Origin of the sequence: Streptomyces sp. NBC_01017 (assembly GCF_045162795.1) — a bacterium.
GTDB lineage: Bacteria > Actinomycetota > Actinomycetes > Streptomycetales > Streptomycetaceae > Streptomyces > Streptomyces machairae.
Map to the genome: position 1 here is coordinate 10,795,298 of NZ_CP108683.1, position 17,752 is coordinate 10,813,049.

General features: G+C 68.5%; 10 protein-coding genes and 3 pseudogenes. 9 read left to right on the forward strand and 4 right to left on the reverse strand.

From position 1 onward, the window contains the following. Positions 1-19: 19 nt before the first annotated feature. The 7 genes and pseudogenes from OG331_RS49430 to OG331_RS49460 form a co-directional block, all read left to right on the forward strand. Positions 20-601 (forward strand): Uma2 family endonuclease, encoded by a 582-nt coding sequence (locus OG331_RS49430; protein WP_406191289.1) that lies wholly within the window; start codon positions 20-22, stop codon positions 599-601. Positions 602-730: 129 nt separating this feature from the next. Continuing rightward, a pseudogene (locus tag OG331_RS49435) lies at positions 731-2,040 on the forward strand (transposase). Positions 2,041-4,778: 2,738 nt separating this feature from the next. Further along, a complete protein-coding gene (locus OG331_RS49440) occupies positions 4,779-5,309 on the forward strand; it encodes a hypothetical protein (RefSeq protein ID WP_406191287.1) in 531 nt (176 codons plus the stop codon). 811 nt (positions 5,310-6,120) lie between these two features. Further along, the gene (locus OG331_RS49445; RefSeq protein ID WP_406191285.1) at positions 6,121-6,429 is read left to right on the forward strand and encodes a hypothetical protein; all 309 of its coding nucleotides are present in this window, start codon (positions 6,121-6,123) and stop codon (positions 6,427-6,429) included. Between the two features lie 96 nt (positions 6,430-6,525). Further along, the gene (locus tag OG331_RS49450) at positions 6,526-7,254 is read left to right on the forward strand and encodes a hypothetical protein (protein WP_406191283.1); all 729 of its coding nucleotides are present in this window, start codon (positions 6,526-6,528) and stop codon (positions 7,252-7,254) included. After that, complete coding sequence (locus OG331_RS49455) at positions 7,251-8,570, forward strand: helicase-associated domain-containing protein (protein ID WP_406191281.1); 1,320 nt, start codon at positions 7,251-7,253, stop codon at positions 8,568-8,570. The genes OG331_RS49450 and OG331_RS49455 overlap by 4 nt, the downstream gene beginning before the upstream one ends. 233 nt (positions 8,571-8,803) lie before the next feature. Next, positions 8,804-9,190: pseudogene (locus tag OG331_RS49460) on the forward strand (dihydrofolate reductase family protein); the annotation flags it as partial. Positions 9,191-9,425: 235 nt separating this feature from the next. Here the strand turns inward: OG331_RS49460 and OG331_RS49465 are convergent. After that, positions 9,426-9,617, reverse strand: a pseudogene (locus tag OG331_RS49465) (hypothetical protein); the annotation flags it as partial. A 222-nt stretch (positions 9,618-9,839) separates the two neighbouring features. Between OG331_RS49465 and OG331_RS49470 the strand changes: the two are divergent. Continuing rightward, positions 9,840-12,695, forward strand: coding sequence for a LuxR C-terminal-related transcriptional regulator (locus OG331_RS49470; RefSeq protein WP_406191279.1), 2,856 nt, complete (start codon positions 9,840-9,842; stop codon positions 12,693-12,695). A gap of 30 nt (positions 12,696-12,725) precedes the next feature. Here OG331_RS49470 and tnpB read toward each other — a convergent pair whose 3' ends face one another. Both tnpB and OG331_RS49480 read right to left on the reverse strand, forming a co-directional pair. Further along, entirely contained in the window at positions 12,726-14,102 is a 1,377-nt protein-coding gene (gene tnpB / locus OG331_RS49475) for an IS607 family element RNA-guided endonuclease TnpB (RefSeq protein WP_406191277.1), read from the reverse strand. A 90-nt stretch (positions 14,103-14,192) separates the two neighbouring features. Continuing rightward, complete coding sequence (locus OG331_RS49480) at positions 14,193-15,044, reverse strand: SDR family NAD(P)-dependent oxidoreductase (RefSeq protein ID WP_406191275.1); 852 nt, start codon at positions 15,042-15,044, stop codon at positions 14,193-14,195. A gap of 653 nt (positions 15,045-15,697) precedes the next feature. On the opposite strand from OG331_RS49480, the gene OG331_RS49485 reads away from it, so the two are divergent. Further along, positions 15,698-16,540 carry an endonuclease I family protein gene (locus tag OG331_RS49485; protein WP_406191273.1) on the forward strand — a complete coding sequence of 281 codons (843 nt, stop codon included), beginning with the start codon at positions 15,698-15,700 and terminating at the stop codon, positions 16,538-16,540. Between the two features lie 427 nt (positions 16,541-16,967). On the opposite strand, the gene OG331_RS49490 is transcribed toward OG331_RS49485, so the two are convergent. Then, positions 16,968-17,594, reverse strand: coding sequence for a hypothetical protein (locus tag OG331_RS49490; RefSeq protein ID WP_406191271.1), 627 nt, complete (start codon positions 17,592-17,594; stop codon positions 16,968-16,970). Positions 17,595-17,752: the final 158 nt, after the last annotated feature.

Here is a 17,752-nt window from a genome sequence, read left to right on the forward strand (position 1 = left end):
GCGCCCGAAGGAGGACACGATGACGACCGCATGGGATGCGCTCCCGCCTTGGATGCTGCCGCCCCGACCTAGCGGGTGGGAGGCCGATGACCTCGACAATGCCCCGGATCTCCCCCGGCACACCGAGCTGATCGATGGAGCGCTGATCTTCATGATGTCCCCGCAGCGATCCTGGCACGCTCGCGTCGTCACCCGGCTTACGACCGCACTGGAGGACAGGGCACCCGACGGATTCGTCATCGACCGGGAAATGACGGTCAAGCTGAACGCGAAGAACCGGCCTGAACCTGACGTCCTTGCTGTCACGGTCCCATATGACCCGGACCGTACGCGCTATCTTCCCGATCAGGTCGCCCTTGCGGTTGAAGTCGTCTCAGACGAGTCCGCAGACCGGGATCGGTCACTGAAGCCGGTCAAGTACGCGCAGGCGGGTATCTCGCACTACTGGCGCATCGAGGAGGAAAACGGGCTCCCCGTCGTCCACACGTACGAGCTGGACGACACCACCCGCGCATACGTCGCCACCGGCATTTACCGCGCACGCATGAAGATCGCGGTTCCGTTCGTTATCGACATCGACCTGACCCGTCTCGTGCGCTGATCAGCAGGGCTTGTCGGCGACCGGACCTTGGCTCCTTAGCCTCGCTGTTGCACTTGGGTACGGCTGGCTTTGGGGCGGAAACGCGAAAGTGCCTTCCTGACCTGGGACGATGAACCTTGCTGAGGGGTTCTGTCGGTCCACGCGGAGGGCACTTTCTACGTGCAGGCTATCGGGTTGCGTCCCAAGGTCCATGTCAGTGCCGATGGTTCGGGAGTGGTCGGGCATGCCGGGGCACGGTTGCTGGCGGATCTCGCTGATGCCACCGGGCTGACCGCCGCGTACTCCGCCGCTCTCAGGTCGCTTCGGCCGCGCGGGACCGGGCATGATCCGGGCCGGGTCGCCACCGACCTGGCGGTGATGCTCGCCGATGGTGGTGAGGCGATCGCGGATCTGGCCGTGCTGCGGGACCAGGCAGGGGTGTTCGGCCCAGTCGCCTCCACGCCCACCGCTTGGCGGTTGCTCGCTGACACCGACGAGGCTGCACTCGCTTCGCTGCGAGCGGCCCGCGGTTCAGCCCGGGAAGTCGCCTGGATACAGGCCGCCGAGATCGGCGAGGGCATACCTGCTGCTCGGGCCGGCGGACGAGAACTTCCCGGCCTGATTCTGGACTTCGATGCCACGCTGGTCACCTGCCACTCCGAGAAGGAGGCGGCCGCACCCACCCATAAGGGCGGCTTCGGCTTCCACCCGCTGCTGTGTTTCCTCGCGAACACCGGCGAGGCCGTGTTCGGGCGGCTGCGGCCCTCGAACTCCGGAGCCAACACCGCCGCCGATCACATCGCGGTGCTCGACCAGGCGCTCGCGCAGATCCCCGACGCTCACCGGCTCGGCACCGAGATCCTCATCCGCGCCGACAGTGCCGGATCCGCGAAAGCCTTCCTCGGCCACGTCCGCGACCTGCGGAAACGAGGAATTCGTACCTTCTTGGCCTGGTCGATCTGGACGGCTATCCGACCGGCACCCGCATCATTGTGCGCCGGGAGCGGCCGCACCCCGGAGCCCAGCTGTCCCTGTTCGATCAGGACGAGGGCCTGCGGCATCAGGTGTTCCTCACCGACACCCCGTACTCCGCAGGCGGATCCGCCCAGTTCCTGGAGGCCCGTCACCGCGCGCACGCATGCGTCGAGGACCACATCCGGTGCGGCAAGACCACCGGCTTCGGCCGCTTCCCCTCCCGCGACTTCGCCGTCAACGCCGTCTGGCTCGAACTCAGCCTCGCGGCGATCGATCTGCTGGTCTGGACGCGCGTCCTGCTGCTGGACGGGGAACTGGCTACTGCCGAGCCGAAGAAGCTCCGCTACCGGCTGCCACACGTCGCCGCTCGCCTCACCCGCGGCGGCCGACGCCTGCGCTTGCGGATATCGACGACCTGGCCCTGGAGAAACGAGCTGGCCACGGCCTTCCATCGCCTCGCCGCACTGCCCCGTCCCGCCGGCTGACCGGCAAACCCCTAACCCCCCACGACCTGAAAGGCCCTGGAGAACCCGACCACCGCGCCGGGTCTCCACCATGTCCGAACACCGAAATCGGTTCGGCCACCCGACAGTTGCCCCTCAACGACGCCTCATCGCCCCAACCGAAACGGCGAGGTTAGCAAGGGTGACCGTTTTGCTTCCGGCACCCGCAGGCCAAATCTTTCCGGCACGGAAGCAGCTCACTGGGGTGCAGGTCAACATATGAGCGCTGGCCCACGACCGAGGACCGCTCGGTGGCGGGACACGGCGACAGGCCGGGATCGTCAGGGAACGACATGACCTTCACGTCCTGCGCACCAGACGTGCTCACCCCACAGGTACTTGCGGATGTGGCCGGGGAGTATGCAGGCACAACGGGAACAGGAGGAGATGGAGCAACGAGCACGGCACCCTTGCAGATCGTGAAGCGTGAAGAACTCCATAAATGCCGTGCCCGTTTCATGCCCGAGCGCCCCCTATGAGGTCATACCGGACATTGAGGGAACACTCCGGGGCCCTGACACGATCACAGCGACCAACAGGGTTGAGCGTGTTGTTCATTTCCAGGCTCTAAGAAAACAGGGCAGTGTGGTTCTGGTCATCCCATCGGTCCATCACGGATACGTCTTGTCCACCAAGACCAGGGCCGAGACGAGCTGCAGGTGCGTACAGGTCGAATCGAGCATTTCCCAGTTGCCGTAGCGTGTGCGGAATACCCTCCGGGAACCACACTGTAATGCTGACGGCTCCCATACTGGCCTCCTGACGGTCGACAAACCCTTGCCAGGAGGCACCCTGTCCCGTGTTTGGATTTGTACCTGCGTACACGATTACGACTTCAGTGTCGAAGGATTCCATGTCTTCAGTCCTTTCGATGATCCGACCTTGGAGCGGAGCCGTGAGGAGCACATCAGTATTGCTGCCAGACACCCGGTGCTGTCTGGGCCGGAAGGGCAAGCAAACGCGCCATGTTCAAGGATTGGCGGCTGTGGACGCCGGCCAGTACTACAGTCGGAGATCTTGTGACGGGGCTCGTCCTGGGTCTTGGTCTCGGGCATCACATATCTGCCCACGCTCGACGGCTGGTGGTATCCGGCCACGGTCATCGACCCGGCGACACGTGATCCGCACGATCAAGCTGGGCGGCCCCCGGCTGCCGGGCGTGGAGTCGGGGGCCGTCACAGACACGATCGTCGCGGGGGACGTGCACGTGTCTGCCGGTACAACGCAACCGCCGCCAGGAGGTCACGCGCCACGGCCTGACCCAGGCACCGGGCCGTGAGTGAGGGCCTGGCAGGCAATTGTGGATGTACAGCAGGCGGCCCGCACAGAGCAGAGAGGGCGCGGGCCGCCTGTACCACGGCTGTCTTCCAGGGATGTGACGTCCTCGAAGCGGCAGCCGGAGATTCCAGTGGGGGGTGAAGTCGGCATCCCACCGGAATCTCGCGGTGCTGAACGAGCGAAGGCATCAAGCAGTTACGGCTGCAAGAGCCCGACCGTGGCGGTCACCAGCGGGTTGCGGCAGCTGACTGGGCCATGGCCTGGAGCCTGTCCAGGAGGAGGGGGAGGCAGCCGGCGACGGCGTCGGGGGCCCGCCGAGGGACTGGTTTGCGGCAGGTGTCGCGTTTCGGCCGACCACAGGCCGCGCCATCCCGCGTAGGGCACCATCGCGTCGTGCCGACGGGTGCTGCCGAGGCAGGCCCGGGTGGCACACGCGTCGCCGTGACGGCGCAGTGCCCTCTCGAACACCGCCCGGTCGAAGGCGGTTGGACGCCACCACGGCACGGCCATGGAAGGTGTCCCGCAGCGCTGCCCTCTCCCTGCTGACCTCAGCGAAGGGAAGGGAGCGGGGCGTATGCACCCAGCTTTTGGAACGCGCTTATGCCTCATGGGCTCGCGCTCAGAACGGGTGCGCGTCCGCCTTACACGGGGCGGCGCCGGACTGCCCGCGGTGGGAGCGGATGCACCTGTTGTAATGGCGTCCGTCACCAAGGTCCACCGGAACGCGGAGGGAGGCAGCGACGTCTTCGGCGTCGATCTCGACGACCGTGCGGCGCTGCCCTTGTCATTGAAGGTCCGCTGCTTATGCCGCCCTGTGACGATGACGCCTCGCCCGGCAGGGAAGGGGGTACGACCCCCCAGGAGTCCGAAGCGGCCCCGTATCCATCGAACGCGCAGGCTCACGCCTTGCCGGGCCGGGTAGTGCAGAGGGCGGTCGCTCCCGAAGCGTTCATCGAAAGGGCGCTTGAGGTCGAACCCATGGCGTGGCCCGGGTTCAAGGAGCAGCTCCCATCTCAACGTTGTGCAGCCCGGTCCAGGGGCAGGTTTCCATGAAGCGCGGACGCCCGTCGTGTCGGCAACTGTGCCGTGCTCCGACGTGTCCCAGCCTCCTGTTGAACCGTCATGACGGGCAGATCTCTGCACCCGGTCGGGCAGAGCGGGTGCCCCGCTCCCGGCGGCATTGGTGTCCGGCGAGAGCCGCCGCACCGTGGGTCAGCCGCTGCGGCGGGCGGCCGGGTCCCGGGCGGCGACGTGCCTGGCGACGGCGTCGACGCACGGGAGGGCGTATCGCTCAAGTGAGCGGATGGAGGCGTGCCGGGAGTCATGGTTAGGCGGATCTTCCCCTCTGGTCAGGGTGCACTCCCGAAAGTGAATCTTGTAGGGGTGCTGTTGATTGCACGCCTGAGGTGCGTTGGCGGAGTATCGGGGCGCATCCTGGTCCTATGCTCCGCAAGGGTGACAAGCAGGTCTCTCGTGCTGGTGTGATGCGCCTGCGTACGGTCGAAGACATCGATGTGCTGATGGGCAGGCTGCGCGCCATGCGCGCCAAGCTGGTCGCGTGTCCGGACGAGACGGACGAGGTACGTGCGCTGGTGCACGCGTGCGCCACCGTGACCGCGGCCTGGTCGGACGACCTTGCCTGCCAGTTCGCCGACACCGGCTACAGCGCCGAGGATTTGTTCACTGCGGCATGGGAGCTGTTGCAGGCTCTGCCTCCTACACCGTCCGGCTTCGAGACAGCTGCAGACCCGCACTTCTTCGAGGTGCTGCGGGACGCTACGGCCGAGATGCTGGCCCGCCTGTGGATCATCGGTTACCTGTTGGGCCCGGTTCCCACCGACGCCTGGCCCAACATCGATCTGGCCCGCGCCCTGCTCCGGTCGCTGGAACGCCATGCGGATGACCGCACCCTTGCCGACGACCTGCACCAGGCAGGGCTCGCTCCTCCCAGCGACCCACTAGGGCCTGTGTGATGTGATCAATCTTTGTCGATCCGGGTCCCTTGGGGGGATCTGGTTGGAAGACGGTCGTGACTCGCAGGCAACTCACTGACGAGAAGTGGAAGTTGATCGAGCCGTTCCTGCCGATAGGCGAGTACGGGCCATACCCCGAGCGGCTGCGGGATCAGTTCGAGGGGCTGGCAGCTGTTGAGTAATCCATCAGCGTCTCTCGGTCTCTGTTGTCTTGTGCCGTGACGGTGTGCGGTGCTCCGAGTGGGGATCGGTGTCTGATGGCGTGTCCTGTCTGGTACGAGACTCCGGATCTTTGTTTCCCGGAGGGGAACGAGGGTTCCTTCATCGAATGTGTGACCTTTGGGTGTGGTTTTCGTTGGGTGTGGTGGGAGGTCTTCGGGGCTTGGGGTGGGGCTGTCGAGTGAGCGGGAAGTTCCGGCCGCGGCCCGGCTGTGTGGTGCAGGCGTTCCGGTTCGCTCTGCCGCCACCCGCTGGTGACGGCCACGGCCAGGCTCTTTGCCGTAACTGCTTGATCACCTCGCTCGTTCATACCTGCGAGATTCCGGATCGGGACGCCGACTCACCACCCCGCCGGACTCTCCGGCTCGTCGCTACGAGGACGTCACACCTCTGGAAGACGGCCATGGTGCAGTCGGTCCGCGCTTCCTCTGCTCGGTGCGGACCGACTGTTACCGCGAGACAACGGCTGCCAGGCAGCCTGGGCCTGTGTCAGGAGTCCGGTGCACTATGACAGCCCGTCCACGACTGGGTTGTGTACCGCCCTCGCCCCGCGCTCCATGAGGGGCCGGGCGCGGCCGGTATCGTGCCCGGGATGGGGACATGGAGCAGGGCCCAGTTGGACAGGCTGGTCGAGGAGGCCACCGTCGACGCCTACGGCGAGGACGAGGAAATCACGGGCCTGTTCACGATGATCGAGGAACATCTGGCCATGCCGTTCGCCACGACGGTCCTGGGAGTGGAAGTGAGCGTCATCGGCGTCGACCTCACCGAGAGTGGGATCGTGGCGATCTGCACCCGCGGCGAACAGCGGCAGCCCATCGGGCTTCTCGATCTGCCGCTGCGCACTCCCGCACCGAGCGGCACGCAATGGATCGAGGCCTACCGCCACTGGGCGGGCTGACACCCTGCCAGGTTGTGCCCGGGCACGGTACCAGGCGCCGCGGGGGGCCCGCGGTCGGCAGCGACGGGGTTCGGGCTGGTCGGGCACACTGGCGCAGTGCGCGAAGACGATGACACAGAACTGCTGGAACGGGTACGGGCGTTGCGGGCAGCCGGCAGTGGCCCCAAGCAGGTGGCGCGGGCGTTGGGGCTTCGCCCCGGGCAAGCGGGGGCGCTGCTGCGGCGGGCCGCAGCAGCCGACCAGGCGGTGGAACCGGGAGACCGGCCGGTGGTGGGCTGCTGGGTGAGTCCGGGCTGGAGCAGCGGGCTGGACCTGTCGGCCTGCCCTGGGTGGGCGGCCCAGGACTCCTCGGCGGGTGAGGAAGCAACCGGGGCGGGGTTCGCGCAGCTGCTGGTGGCACGCCGGGAACGGGCAAGCCGGGTGACGGTGACCGGTGTGCTGGTAGACGTGTACTGCCTGGGCATCAAGAACGTGATCGAGCCCCGCACCATGGGTGCGGGTTCGCTGAAGGCCTACCGGCGCTCCTACTACAGCGCGTTCCAGGAACCCTCCCTGCCGATCGGTATCGAGCAGGCGCAGGCCATCGTCTACGGGGCCGTGGCCTACGCCCGTGAGCTCGGATTCGAGCCGGCCCCCGGCTTCACGCAAGCAGCCGCAGTGCTGGGGGAACCAGCCGGCGCGCTAGCGCAGATCGGCTTCGGGAACCAGGGGATGCCTTTCTATCTGAACGGTCCCCGCGATGACGCCCGCGCGGTGCTGGCCACCTTGGAGCGCACCCGCGGCGCGGGCAACTACCACTACATCCTCGCCTCGGGGCCGATGTGACCCACCCGCACAACACCGAGACATCGCAGATCCGCCTGACCGAACACCGCGCCCAGGCCGATCTGCGGACACTGCTGCAACTGTGCGCCGCAGGCCGGGTGAAGTGCAGTGCCAAGACACTGCGCCCGTCCGCCGCAACCCTCGTCCAGGTGGCCGAGATGCTGGACGCAGGCGACTTCTATCCCGATGAGCCGATAGCCGCCTTCGCCTGGCCCCTGCTCCTGCAGGCCGGCGGCCTGGCCCAGCTGGCTGCCGGTAAGCTCGCGCTGACCGCGCGCGGCCGGCAGGCCCTCACTCAACCCGCAAACCAGGTGCTGGCCGGCCTGTGGCAACGCTGGCTTTCCAGCACGATCCTGGACGAGTTCTCCCGCATCGAAGCAATCAAAGGGCAGCGCGCCGCGAACGTGCTCAGCGCACTCAAGCCGCGGCGCGGCCACGTCGGCGCCGCGCTGGCTGCCCTGATCGCCGGCGAGTGGACCACCGTCGACCAGCTCTTCACCACCATGCGCAAGGCGGGGCACAATCCCTCGGTCGCACGCTCCGAACGCGCCCTGTGGAAGCTCTACCTGGAAGACCCCGAGTACGGCAGCCTCGGCTACGACAGCCACCACCCCTGGACGCTGCTCCAAGGCCGCTACACCATGGCCGTGCTGTTCGAGTACGCCGCACCGCTGGGACTGATCGACGTCGAGTACGTGGACCCGGCCGGGGCACGCGACGACTACCAGCACAACTGGGGCGGCGACTGGCTGGAGCGCCTCAGCCGCTACGACGGCCTGCAAGCCATCCGCCTCACCCCCCTCGGCGCCTACGCCACCGGCCAGACGCCCGCCTACCTCCCCGGGCCGGCCCCCGAACCGGCCACCGCCGGAGGCGCCACAGGGCTGAAGGTCCTAGCCAACCACGACCTGGTCGCCCTCGACGGCCTCCCCCCGGCCCAGGCCCTGCTCCTGGACGCCTTCGCCACCCGCACCGGCGACTGGACCTGGACCGTGAGCCCCGCCTCCCTCCTGGCCGCTGTGCACGCCGGACGCAACCTCGCCGAACTACGCACCTACCTCAACCACGTCACCGCCCTACCGGACACAGTCGCCACGCTCCTGGCCGACGCCGAGCGGCGCGTCGGCCAGGCCCGCGATCTCGGACCCGTCCACCTCATCGAGTGCGCAGACGTCGCCACCTGCGCGCTGCTGGCCAGCGACCGGCGCATCCGCGCGCTCGCCACCCGCCTCGGCGGCCGCCACCTTTCCGTCCCCGTCGACAAACTCGACCGCTTCCGCAAAGCCGCCCTCAGCCTCGGACACCCCGTCACCTGAAAGCCACTCACCCCGCCAACTCCCCAGCCATTCCTCCCACAAGCGACCTCACTCATCGCCGGGAGTGTCATGATTCGTGATAGACCCGCCCCGCCGGATCGGCGGGGCCGCATTGTCTGCTGTTGTGGTCAGGGAGTGAGGTCCAGTACACGGACGGGCTCTCCTGCCCAGCGGTGCGGGGCGGTGGTGGCGATGAGCGCGCCGTCGGGACGGTCCGGGGTGGGCTGCGCCGTGAGGCGTCCGTCGACGAGCTCACGCAGGCGTCCAAGGTGGTGTTCTCCTCCTCACTCGAGGAGCCACTGACGTGGGCCAACTCCACGCTCGTCCGCGACGACGCCGTCGAGGCGGTCCGCGCCATGAAGTCGAGTGGCTCGGGGCTCCTCAGCACGATCGGCAGCCTCAGCCTGTGCCGGTCCCTGCTACGAGCCGGACTCGTCGACCGCTTCCGGGTCGTGATGTTCCCGGTGATCACCGGGGCCACGGGCGAGGAACGCATCTACGACGGCTATCCGGACGTTGCCCTCGAGATGATCGAGCACCGCACCTTCGACGGCCGCATCCAGCTGGTCGAGTACAAGCCCCGCGTGCTCGAGCACCCGCCGCTTCACGTCCCTGCGTGACGTCGCCCCGTCCGCCGGTCTGGACGGGCCGCCAGGCCGGCGCCAGCGGGCGCGGAGCAAGACCTAATAGAGGGCGAACGGCCAACGTCAGGGCGCCCGGTCCAGGTCGTGGCGCGGTGGAGGGCGACAGGGTTCCTCTCGCACCCGGAGGCGGTCCCGGCCTCAGCCGACACGGTCATGTCTGTCATCAGGTGGTACTCCGTTTCGAAGATCCACCGTTGACCGTACAGACCCCCTTGTAGGACTTGCCCTGCGGGCGCTCCCGCAGCTTCCCGAGGCCGCCCTTCACTGTTGCCTTGATGGCGGCGAGCACGGCGGCCATTGCCGGGTCGACCTGCTTGTGCTGCTCCATTGCCGGGTCGACCTGCTTGTGCTGCTCCATCGCCGTGAGGAACTGCTGGTCGTCCAAGAGCGGCATCGCACCGACCCGTCGGCATCGCCCGCGCTAGGCACTGCCCGCTGTGCAACGGCTGGGGAACCGTCGCCGACGGCAGCTGCCTCGTGGCGTGCCCCCACTGCCAACGGCCACAGCCCGGACGGTAGGCGCGCCGCCGCTCACGACGTTCTGGCGGTCGCGGTGATCTCGCCGTCGGTAGGACGTACCCTGGAAAAGCGAGTTGCGGCAGGTGGCGGAAGCTGGTGGCCAGGCATGAATACCGAGTCGCGGGATATGTCCTACGCGGCGGCGGGTGCCTGGGAGCCGGCGGTTGTGCCGGGGGCGGAGGGGGATTTCGCGGGCCGGGCACAGGAGCTTGCGGCGATCGGACAGTGCCGGGCCGAGGCGGTGGCGGGGGCGCCGTGGGTGGTGGTGATCGAGGGCGAGCCGGGGATCGGGAAGACCGCGCTTGCGCGGCGTGCGCTGGCGGCGGGACCGGACGGGATGCGGGTGTGCTGGTGTACGTGCGACCTCTTCGAGCAGGACTACCCCTACGGGGTCGTCGAGCAGCTGCTACGCCGACTGCCTGCGACGAAGTCCGGGATCGGGGAGCCGGTGGCGGCGCCCACGGGGTCCCCGCTCGCTGTAGGCGCGGATCTGCTGGCGGCTCTGGCCGTCGCTGCCGAGTCCGGCGCGCTGGCGGTGGTGATCGACGACATTCCCTGGGCGGACGACGAGTCCCTCAAGGCGCTGTCGTTCGTGCTGCGCCGCCTGTACAGCGAACCCGTTCTGACGGTACTCACGGCCCGGATCCACGACGCCGAGACCTCTGACGGCGTGGCGGCCGCGGCGGGGGATTGGCACACGGTTGTCCGGGGTGCGGCCCGGGTGCTGCCGCTGAAGCTGACGGGCCTGAGCGTGGAGGAGACGGCCCAGATGATTGCCGTCGCCGGCGCCGGGACACTGAGCCGCCAGGCTGTTGACAGGCTGTGGGAACACACCGCCGGGCATCCCTTGTATCTGCGGTCGCTGCTTGGCGAGGCCGGTCCCGGGGCGCTGGCGGACCTGGCTGTGCCGCTGCCGGTGCCGTCCACCCTGGACGAGCTGGTCCGCCACATCCTGGACCGCCTGCCGGCGCAGGCCCGCCGCCTTACTGAGGCTCTCGCTGTCCTGGACGCCGCCACCCCGCTGGCCACCGCCGCCCGGCTGGCCGGCCTGTCCGATGCTGCCGCCGCCCTGGATGCGGCTCTGGCCGGAGGCCTGGTGCAGTGGCAGCCGGACGAGCCCACCACCCCGCTGCGTATGCACCACCAGCTCCAGCGCGACGCCGTCTACCAGGCCATCACTCCCAGCCGCCGCCACGCCCTGCACGCCGCCGCTGCCACCCTGGTCGGCCCGGACCGGGCCTGGGACCACCGGGTGGCCGCCGCCGTCACCACCGACCCGGAACTGGCGGGCCGGCTGGCCGACGAGGCCACCCGGCAGGCAGGAGAGGGCCGTCACCACCGCGCCGCCACGCTCCAGCTGTGGGCCGCCGACCTCGCCCCCACCCGCGAACAGCACGAACACCACCTGATCACTGCCGTCACCCACCTCCTCGCCAGCTGGGCCATCGCCCGCGCCCGTACCCTGCACCCGGCCCTCGAACACTGCGCCCCCAGCCCGGCCCGCGACGCCGCCCTCGGCTCCCTGGCCGGCCTCGGCGGCGACCTCGGCGCCGCCGAGCGGCTCCTCGCGCCCCTCACGGCCTCGGCCGGCGACCTGGCCACCCGCCTGAGGGCCGCCACCTGGCTCGGCGTCATGCACCTCCTGCGGGCCGACGGCCCCCGGGCGGTTGCCGTCCTGCGCCCGGTCGTGGACCGGATGCCGCCGAGCCCGGCGACCTACGAGGTCTACGGCGACCTCGCATGGGCGGTCGGGTATGCCGACGGGGCCCCGGCCGGGCTGGCAGTGATGGCCGAGACCGGCCTGCCCGAGCACGCCGACCGGGTCGCCCACAAAGACAGCTTCTTGCTGAACCACCGGGGCGGCTTGCGGGTGCTGGCCGGACAGCTCGGGGCCGGGGTCGACGACCTGGCCACCCTCGCCGCCCGCATGCGCGCCGACGGCAATCTCGCCGTCACGCCCTCCGTCCACTACATGCTCGGCTTCGGCCGCTACCTCACCGGCCAATGGCCGGATGCCGCCATCAGCGCCGGCCACGCCCTGCTGGTCGCCGACACCCTGGCACTGCCCTACGGCCTAGCTGCCGGCCACACGGTCGCCGCCATGGTGCACGCGCAGCAGGGCCACCGCGGCCAGGCCGAAACCGACCTGGCCGCCTGCCGCGAGGCGGCCGCGCTCTTCCCGGAGCGGAACTGCATCTTCCCGGTGCTAGCCACGGCGGTACTGGCACAGGCCCACGCCGACCGGCCGGCCATCCGCGAGGCCATCCGGCTGCTGGACGACCCCAACGCCATCACCCCTGGAGCGCGCACCGCCCTGCTGGTGCTGTGGGCTCCGCTGTACATCGAGGCCCTCACCGCCCCCGACCACCGACCCACCGCCGACGACCTCCGCCATGCCGAGGACGCCCTGCACGCCTTCGACCGACTCGCCGAGCACGTGCCCGCCCTCACCGCCACCAGCCACTGGCTGCACGGCCGCCTCGCCACCGCCCACGGCGACACCCACACCGCCCTGCACCACTACCGCGAGGGTCTGGCCACTCCGGCTCGCGACGGCGACGACATTCCCCTGCACCGCGCCTTCCTCCACCACCACCTCGCCCGCCACCTCCAGGCCACCGGCCGGCCCGACGAGGCTGCCCACCACCTCCAGCAGGCCCACCACACCTACACCACCCTCGGCGCCACCCCTCACGCCCGGCGCGCCGCCCACGACCTCGCTCCGCTCCACCCCGCCGGCATACCGGCCGATGTACCCGGCCCGGCCGACACCCTGACCGAACGCGAACACGAAGTCGCCCACCTTGCCAGCCGGGGCCTGACCAACCAGGAGATCGCCCGCGAGCTCTTCGTCAGCCCCAAGACCGTCGAGTATCACCTCGGCAACGTCTACACCAAGCTTCACCTCACCGGCCGCCGCCAGCTCCGCACCGCCCTGCAATCCGCCGCCGTCGGAGGGTGAGACCGGAGTGGCAATCCGTTCGCTGGATTCTCAGTGAATCGCAGTGATTCGCCCATTGCTGGACGAAGGTCCCCGTCTTACCCGGGCAGGGGTCGCCCGGTGCGGGGTAGACGCTTCATGGCCACCTGCCCGGCCAGGCGGGGTCTTACGGTCGGCTCCACGTCCGTTTACTGTCTCCGGGCCACTCCCGGCGACGTGCCGCTTCACGAGTGCGGCGAGGTTGAGTGCGGCATTCTCATCCCGGTCCAGGACCAGTCCGCAGTCTTCGCAGATGTAGGTGCGTACCCGCAGCGGCAGCTTGGGTTTCACGTTGCCGCAGGCACTGCACGTTTTCGAGCTGGGGAACCAGCGGTCGGCGACTTCGAGCCGTCCGCTGTTCCAGGCGGTCTTGTAGGCGAGTTGCGGGCGGATCTCACCGAACCCGGTATCCGCGATCGAGCGGGCCGGCTTCCGGTTCTTCACCATGCCGGCGACGTTGAGGTCTTCCACCACCACGGTGCCGTACTCCCCAGCCAGGGAGGTGGTGAGCTTGTGTATGCCGTCCCGGCGCAGCGCGGTGACGCGGTGGTGCACGCGGTTGCGCTGGGCGTCGGCGCGCTTCCACCGGTTCGAGGGCTGCTGTCCGGTGCGCCGGTCGGGCCCTCGGCGGCGGGAGACCGTACGGGACAGGCGGCCCAGCTTCCGCTGTGCTTCGGCCAGGTGCTTCGGGTTCTCGGTGGCCGGGCGCCCGTCGGAGAACACCGCGAGGGTCTTCACCCCGAGATCGACGCCGATCACCGCATCCGGCCGGGTGGGCGTACGCTCCGCGCGCTGGACTTCCACGATGAAGGAGACGAACCAGCGTTCGGCCTCCTGCCCGACGGTCGCGGACTTGATCCGCGCGCTCCCCGCCTCGATGAGGCGGCCGAGCTTGCATGTGGACTCGTGTGTCCTGATCCGCCCCAGCACGGGCAGCACCACATGCATACGCCCGTCCAGCCGGATCACACCCGTGGTGAACCTGACCGAAGGCGTGGCCTTCCGCTTCGACTTGAAGCGCGGGAAACCCATCCGCGGGCCCCTGCGCCTGCCCCGCTTGGAATCGGCCCAGTTCTTCAACGCAGACGCGAGCCGGTCAAGACCGGTGGCGTACGCCTCCTTCGAGCACACCGCCCACCAGGGGGCAACGGCGTCCTTTGCCTGGTTCCACGCCTTGCGCAGCCAGTACATCGACCACGACACCGTAGGCGTCAACTCCGCCTCGGCAATGCCGTAGGAGCGTTCCGCCTCACGCCGGGACAAGTTCGCCTTCACCACGGCCAGACCCCAGTTGTAGGCGACACGAGCCGCGCCGGCATGCCGGAACATCGCACCGGCCTGACGCGGCGTCGGGTCCAGCGCAAACCGGTAGGCGTGCGTCGTGATCACCCCAAGAACCGTACCTGCCCCCGCTGACAACCCGACACCAGCAACCCCAACGATCAAGAGAACCTGACGAAGCTTGCTGCCGTTCGGCGGTCAGCCGACCCAGGCATCGGTGACTCCGTGAACTGCGGAGCCGTCGAGGTCCGCCAGCTTGGTGCTGACGAAGGTGCGAGCCCAGTCGGAGGTCTGGACCCTGAACTTGGGCCGGTCGGCGTTGAGAACCTCCATCACGGCCTCGGCCGCTGCCGCCGGTGTCTGGGCGCTTCCGTCCAGGAACTGGTCTGCGGTGCGGTTGATGTAATGGCGCAGCGTGTCAGAGTAGGGATCGGCGGCGACGGAAACGTCGGCATCGAGGTCGATGCCGATATTGCTCACGAACTTGCTGTCCACAGCTCCGGGTTCCACGACGGACACATGTACGCCTTGTGTCCGCGCGACGGGTGCCAGGCTCTCCATGTAGCCTTCGACGGCGAACTTCGCGGCACAATATGCCTCGTTGAAGGGCTGTCCGACGACACCCCCGACGCTGGTGACAGTGATCAAGCGGCCGCCGGTGGTCCGCAGGTGGGGAAGCGCGGCCTTGGAGACGCTCAGCACACCGAAGAAGTTGACTTCCATCACGTCGCGAATGTCTGCGAGGGAGTCGTTCTCCAGAGTGCCCAAATGTCCGGCCCCCGCGTTGTTCACGACGGCGTCCAGGCGGCCATGATCGGCGATCACCCCGTCAACAGCGGCAGCGACGGACGTCTCGTCGGTTACATCAAGTGCACGGATGTCGAGCTCGATGCCTGCTTCTGCAGCGGCTTCACGCAGCGCGTCGGCGCGGGTGGTGTCGCGAAGGGTGGCAATCGAACGCCAGCCAGCTCGGGCGGCGGCGACGGCGACGGCGAGGCCGATTCCGGAAGAGGTTCCGGTGATGAGAACGGTGCGAGTGGTGGCGGACATGGTGAGCCTTCCCAAGTTGGTGTTCCTGAGCGCAACTTAACTACAGGTGATCATTTTTGACGGAACATCAGATCATCGTTTCGGGCTCGCGGCGTGGCGCCTGTGGGGCTGCTTCCTTCCCTTCTGCCTCTTAGGGCGGAAATGCAGGCAGAGGTTGAGGCTGGAGGGTTGAGCAGCAACTGGCGGATGAGGCCGCGTAGATGGACTGCCATCGGCGAGCCAAGGCGGCCAGTTTTTGTGGTTCATCTCACCTGCCCGGTACTGCAGCCGGAGATGTCCGGTGCATCAACACCGCCCGGCAGTGCCGGTGATGTGGACGGCCCGTCAGGTGCCGGGTGAAGTCCGGGCAGGTCGGGACCTTCCAGCCGGCGTCCCGGGCGACCGTCAGGGGGCAGGGCTTAACGCTGATGGGGGCCTGCCGGCGGTCGTAGGGCTTGCTGAGCCTACGCCGAGCTGCGGCCTTCACCGTCTCGGTACCAGACGGGCGCAGGGTATCCACTTACCGCTCTCTGGTTGGTGGCAAGCTCCTTGCTTCGAACTACCCACCAGTATCCGCCTGTTGGGCACCCGCCCCGCCGTCGGCCGGGCGGGACTGAAGCCGCAGCGATCCTGCGGCGGGCCCGCCCACGTAAGAGAGGACACCCCCCCACTTCATGTCCGCTCACCGTCTGCGCCACCCGTGGCGCCGCCCCGTCCTGGCCGCCGTAGCAGCGGCTGCCGTTGCCGCCCCGGCCGCAGCGTTCGCCACCGACAGCGCCCCGTTTGACGCTCGCGGAGCCGGTCGCCCGGCTGCCCCGGCGGACAGGCCCCAGGGCGACGCCTACTACAAGGACGCCGTCGGCAAGACCGGCGACGAACTCAAATCAGCACTGCACCCGATCATCAGCGAACAGACCAAGCTCTCCTACGACGAGGTATGGGATGCGCTGGAGACCACCGACGAGGACCCGGACAACCCGAACAACGTCATTCTGATCTACAGCGGCCGCTCCCAGGCCAAGGGCGCACACGGCTCGGGTGCCAACGACTGGAACCGCGAGCACGTATGGGCCAAGAGCCACGGCGACTTCGGCACCAGCACCGGACCGGGCACCGACATCCACCACCTGCGGCCGGAGGACTCCTCCGTCAACTCCACCCGCGGAAACCTCGACTTCGACAACGGCGGCGACCCCGTCGACCAAGCCCCCGGCAGCCGCTCCGACAGCGACTCCTTCGAACCCCGGGACGCCGTCAAGGGCGATGTCGCCCGCATGATCCTCTACATGGCCGTCCGCTACGACGGTACAGACAGCTTCCCGAACCTGGAGCCCAACGACCAGGTCGGCAACGGCAGTGCCCCGGCCATGGGCCGGCTGTCCGTGCTGAAGCAGTGGCATAAGGCCGACCCGCCCGACGCGTTCGAGAAGGCCCGCAACGACAAGATCTACGGCATACAGAAGAACCGGAACCCGTTCATAGACCACCCTGAATGGGTCACCGCGATCTGGAAGTAACGTATCTGCGGCCCACGGTGAGAAGGCGCGAGCGCTCACTGGTGGCGGGGAACTCCTCCCGGCGGGCGACGCGCCCGCCGGGAACCGACCATGCTGGTCCGCAGTCACCATGCATGACTGCGACCAGCCCCGGCCACCGTCGTGTACGGAGGCCAGTCCAGCCAGCCGCGCCCCGGGCCCTGTCCGTTACCCGGCTGTGGTGCAGGGGCCGGCCTCCCGTCGGACGACCGGGCCCCGGGTGCGGTGTGACTGCCCGTTGCGGTCAGCGCAGGTTCAGGCTGAAGAAGACACGGGGTTGCATGCACGAAAGCCGGAGGATGCCGTCGGCTGCTGCCACAGCAGCATGCAGGCCGTCGCTGGCGGGCGGTGCCCTGCCGGGCGCCCACCGTCGCGCGCCGATCGCCGATGCTCCCCGGGGCCCCTACTCCTACAGCCACCCGAGCAGGCCGAACGTCGCCAGGCATACCGCGTCGAAGGCGAAGAGGGCGGCGACGACCACGGCCTTGGTGCGCACGCGGGGCAGGTCGTGGACCAGAGCGACGACGACGAAGAACGGGGCATAGCCCAACAGCAGGATCAGGAGGGGGAAGTCGGCCTGCCACCAGGACCAGTCCCAGGTCAGCACGCCCATCCGATGCAGCAGGAGCTCCACACCCACACAGGCGAGCGAGTTCGCCAGCACGAACACTGGTCTGTTGGGCATCCCCAGGATGCGTGTCTGCTTCGGAGGGAGAAGCTTGGCAGCCACTACCCCCATGACCGCGAACATCAGGCAGATCTCGATGTTGAGCCCGACAAGGATCTGATACGCGCTCGGTCCGGTCGCTCCCCAGACCGGCGCCCGGCCGGTGAAGTGGAGCACGAGGGCATTCCAGGTTTCGTTGAACCAGTCCATGCCCCACAGCGCAAGGCCGGCAAAGAAGACGTTCCAGTTCCGGCGCTCTACCTCGGCGGCGTAGACATAGATGACCAGCAGCAGGAGGGCAATGACGTACCACTGAAACTGACTCGCGTCCCGCAGGTGTTCAAGCGCTGAGCGGGCGTGCTCGGTCATGCGGACCCCCTTCGGCCGGTGCGGGCACCGACATCGCTACCGACCGGCAACTATGTGGATCAAGCCCTGCCCCATCAAGGGGCAGACGCCTCAACTGCCCTTTTGTGCAACAAGCGGCCTGTTGCCGTGCCACCCGGGTGCCCGAGTAGGGTCGAGGG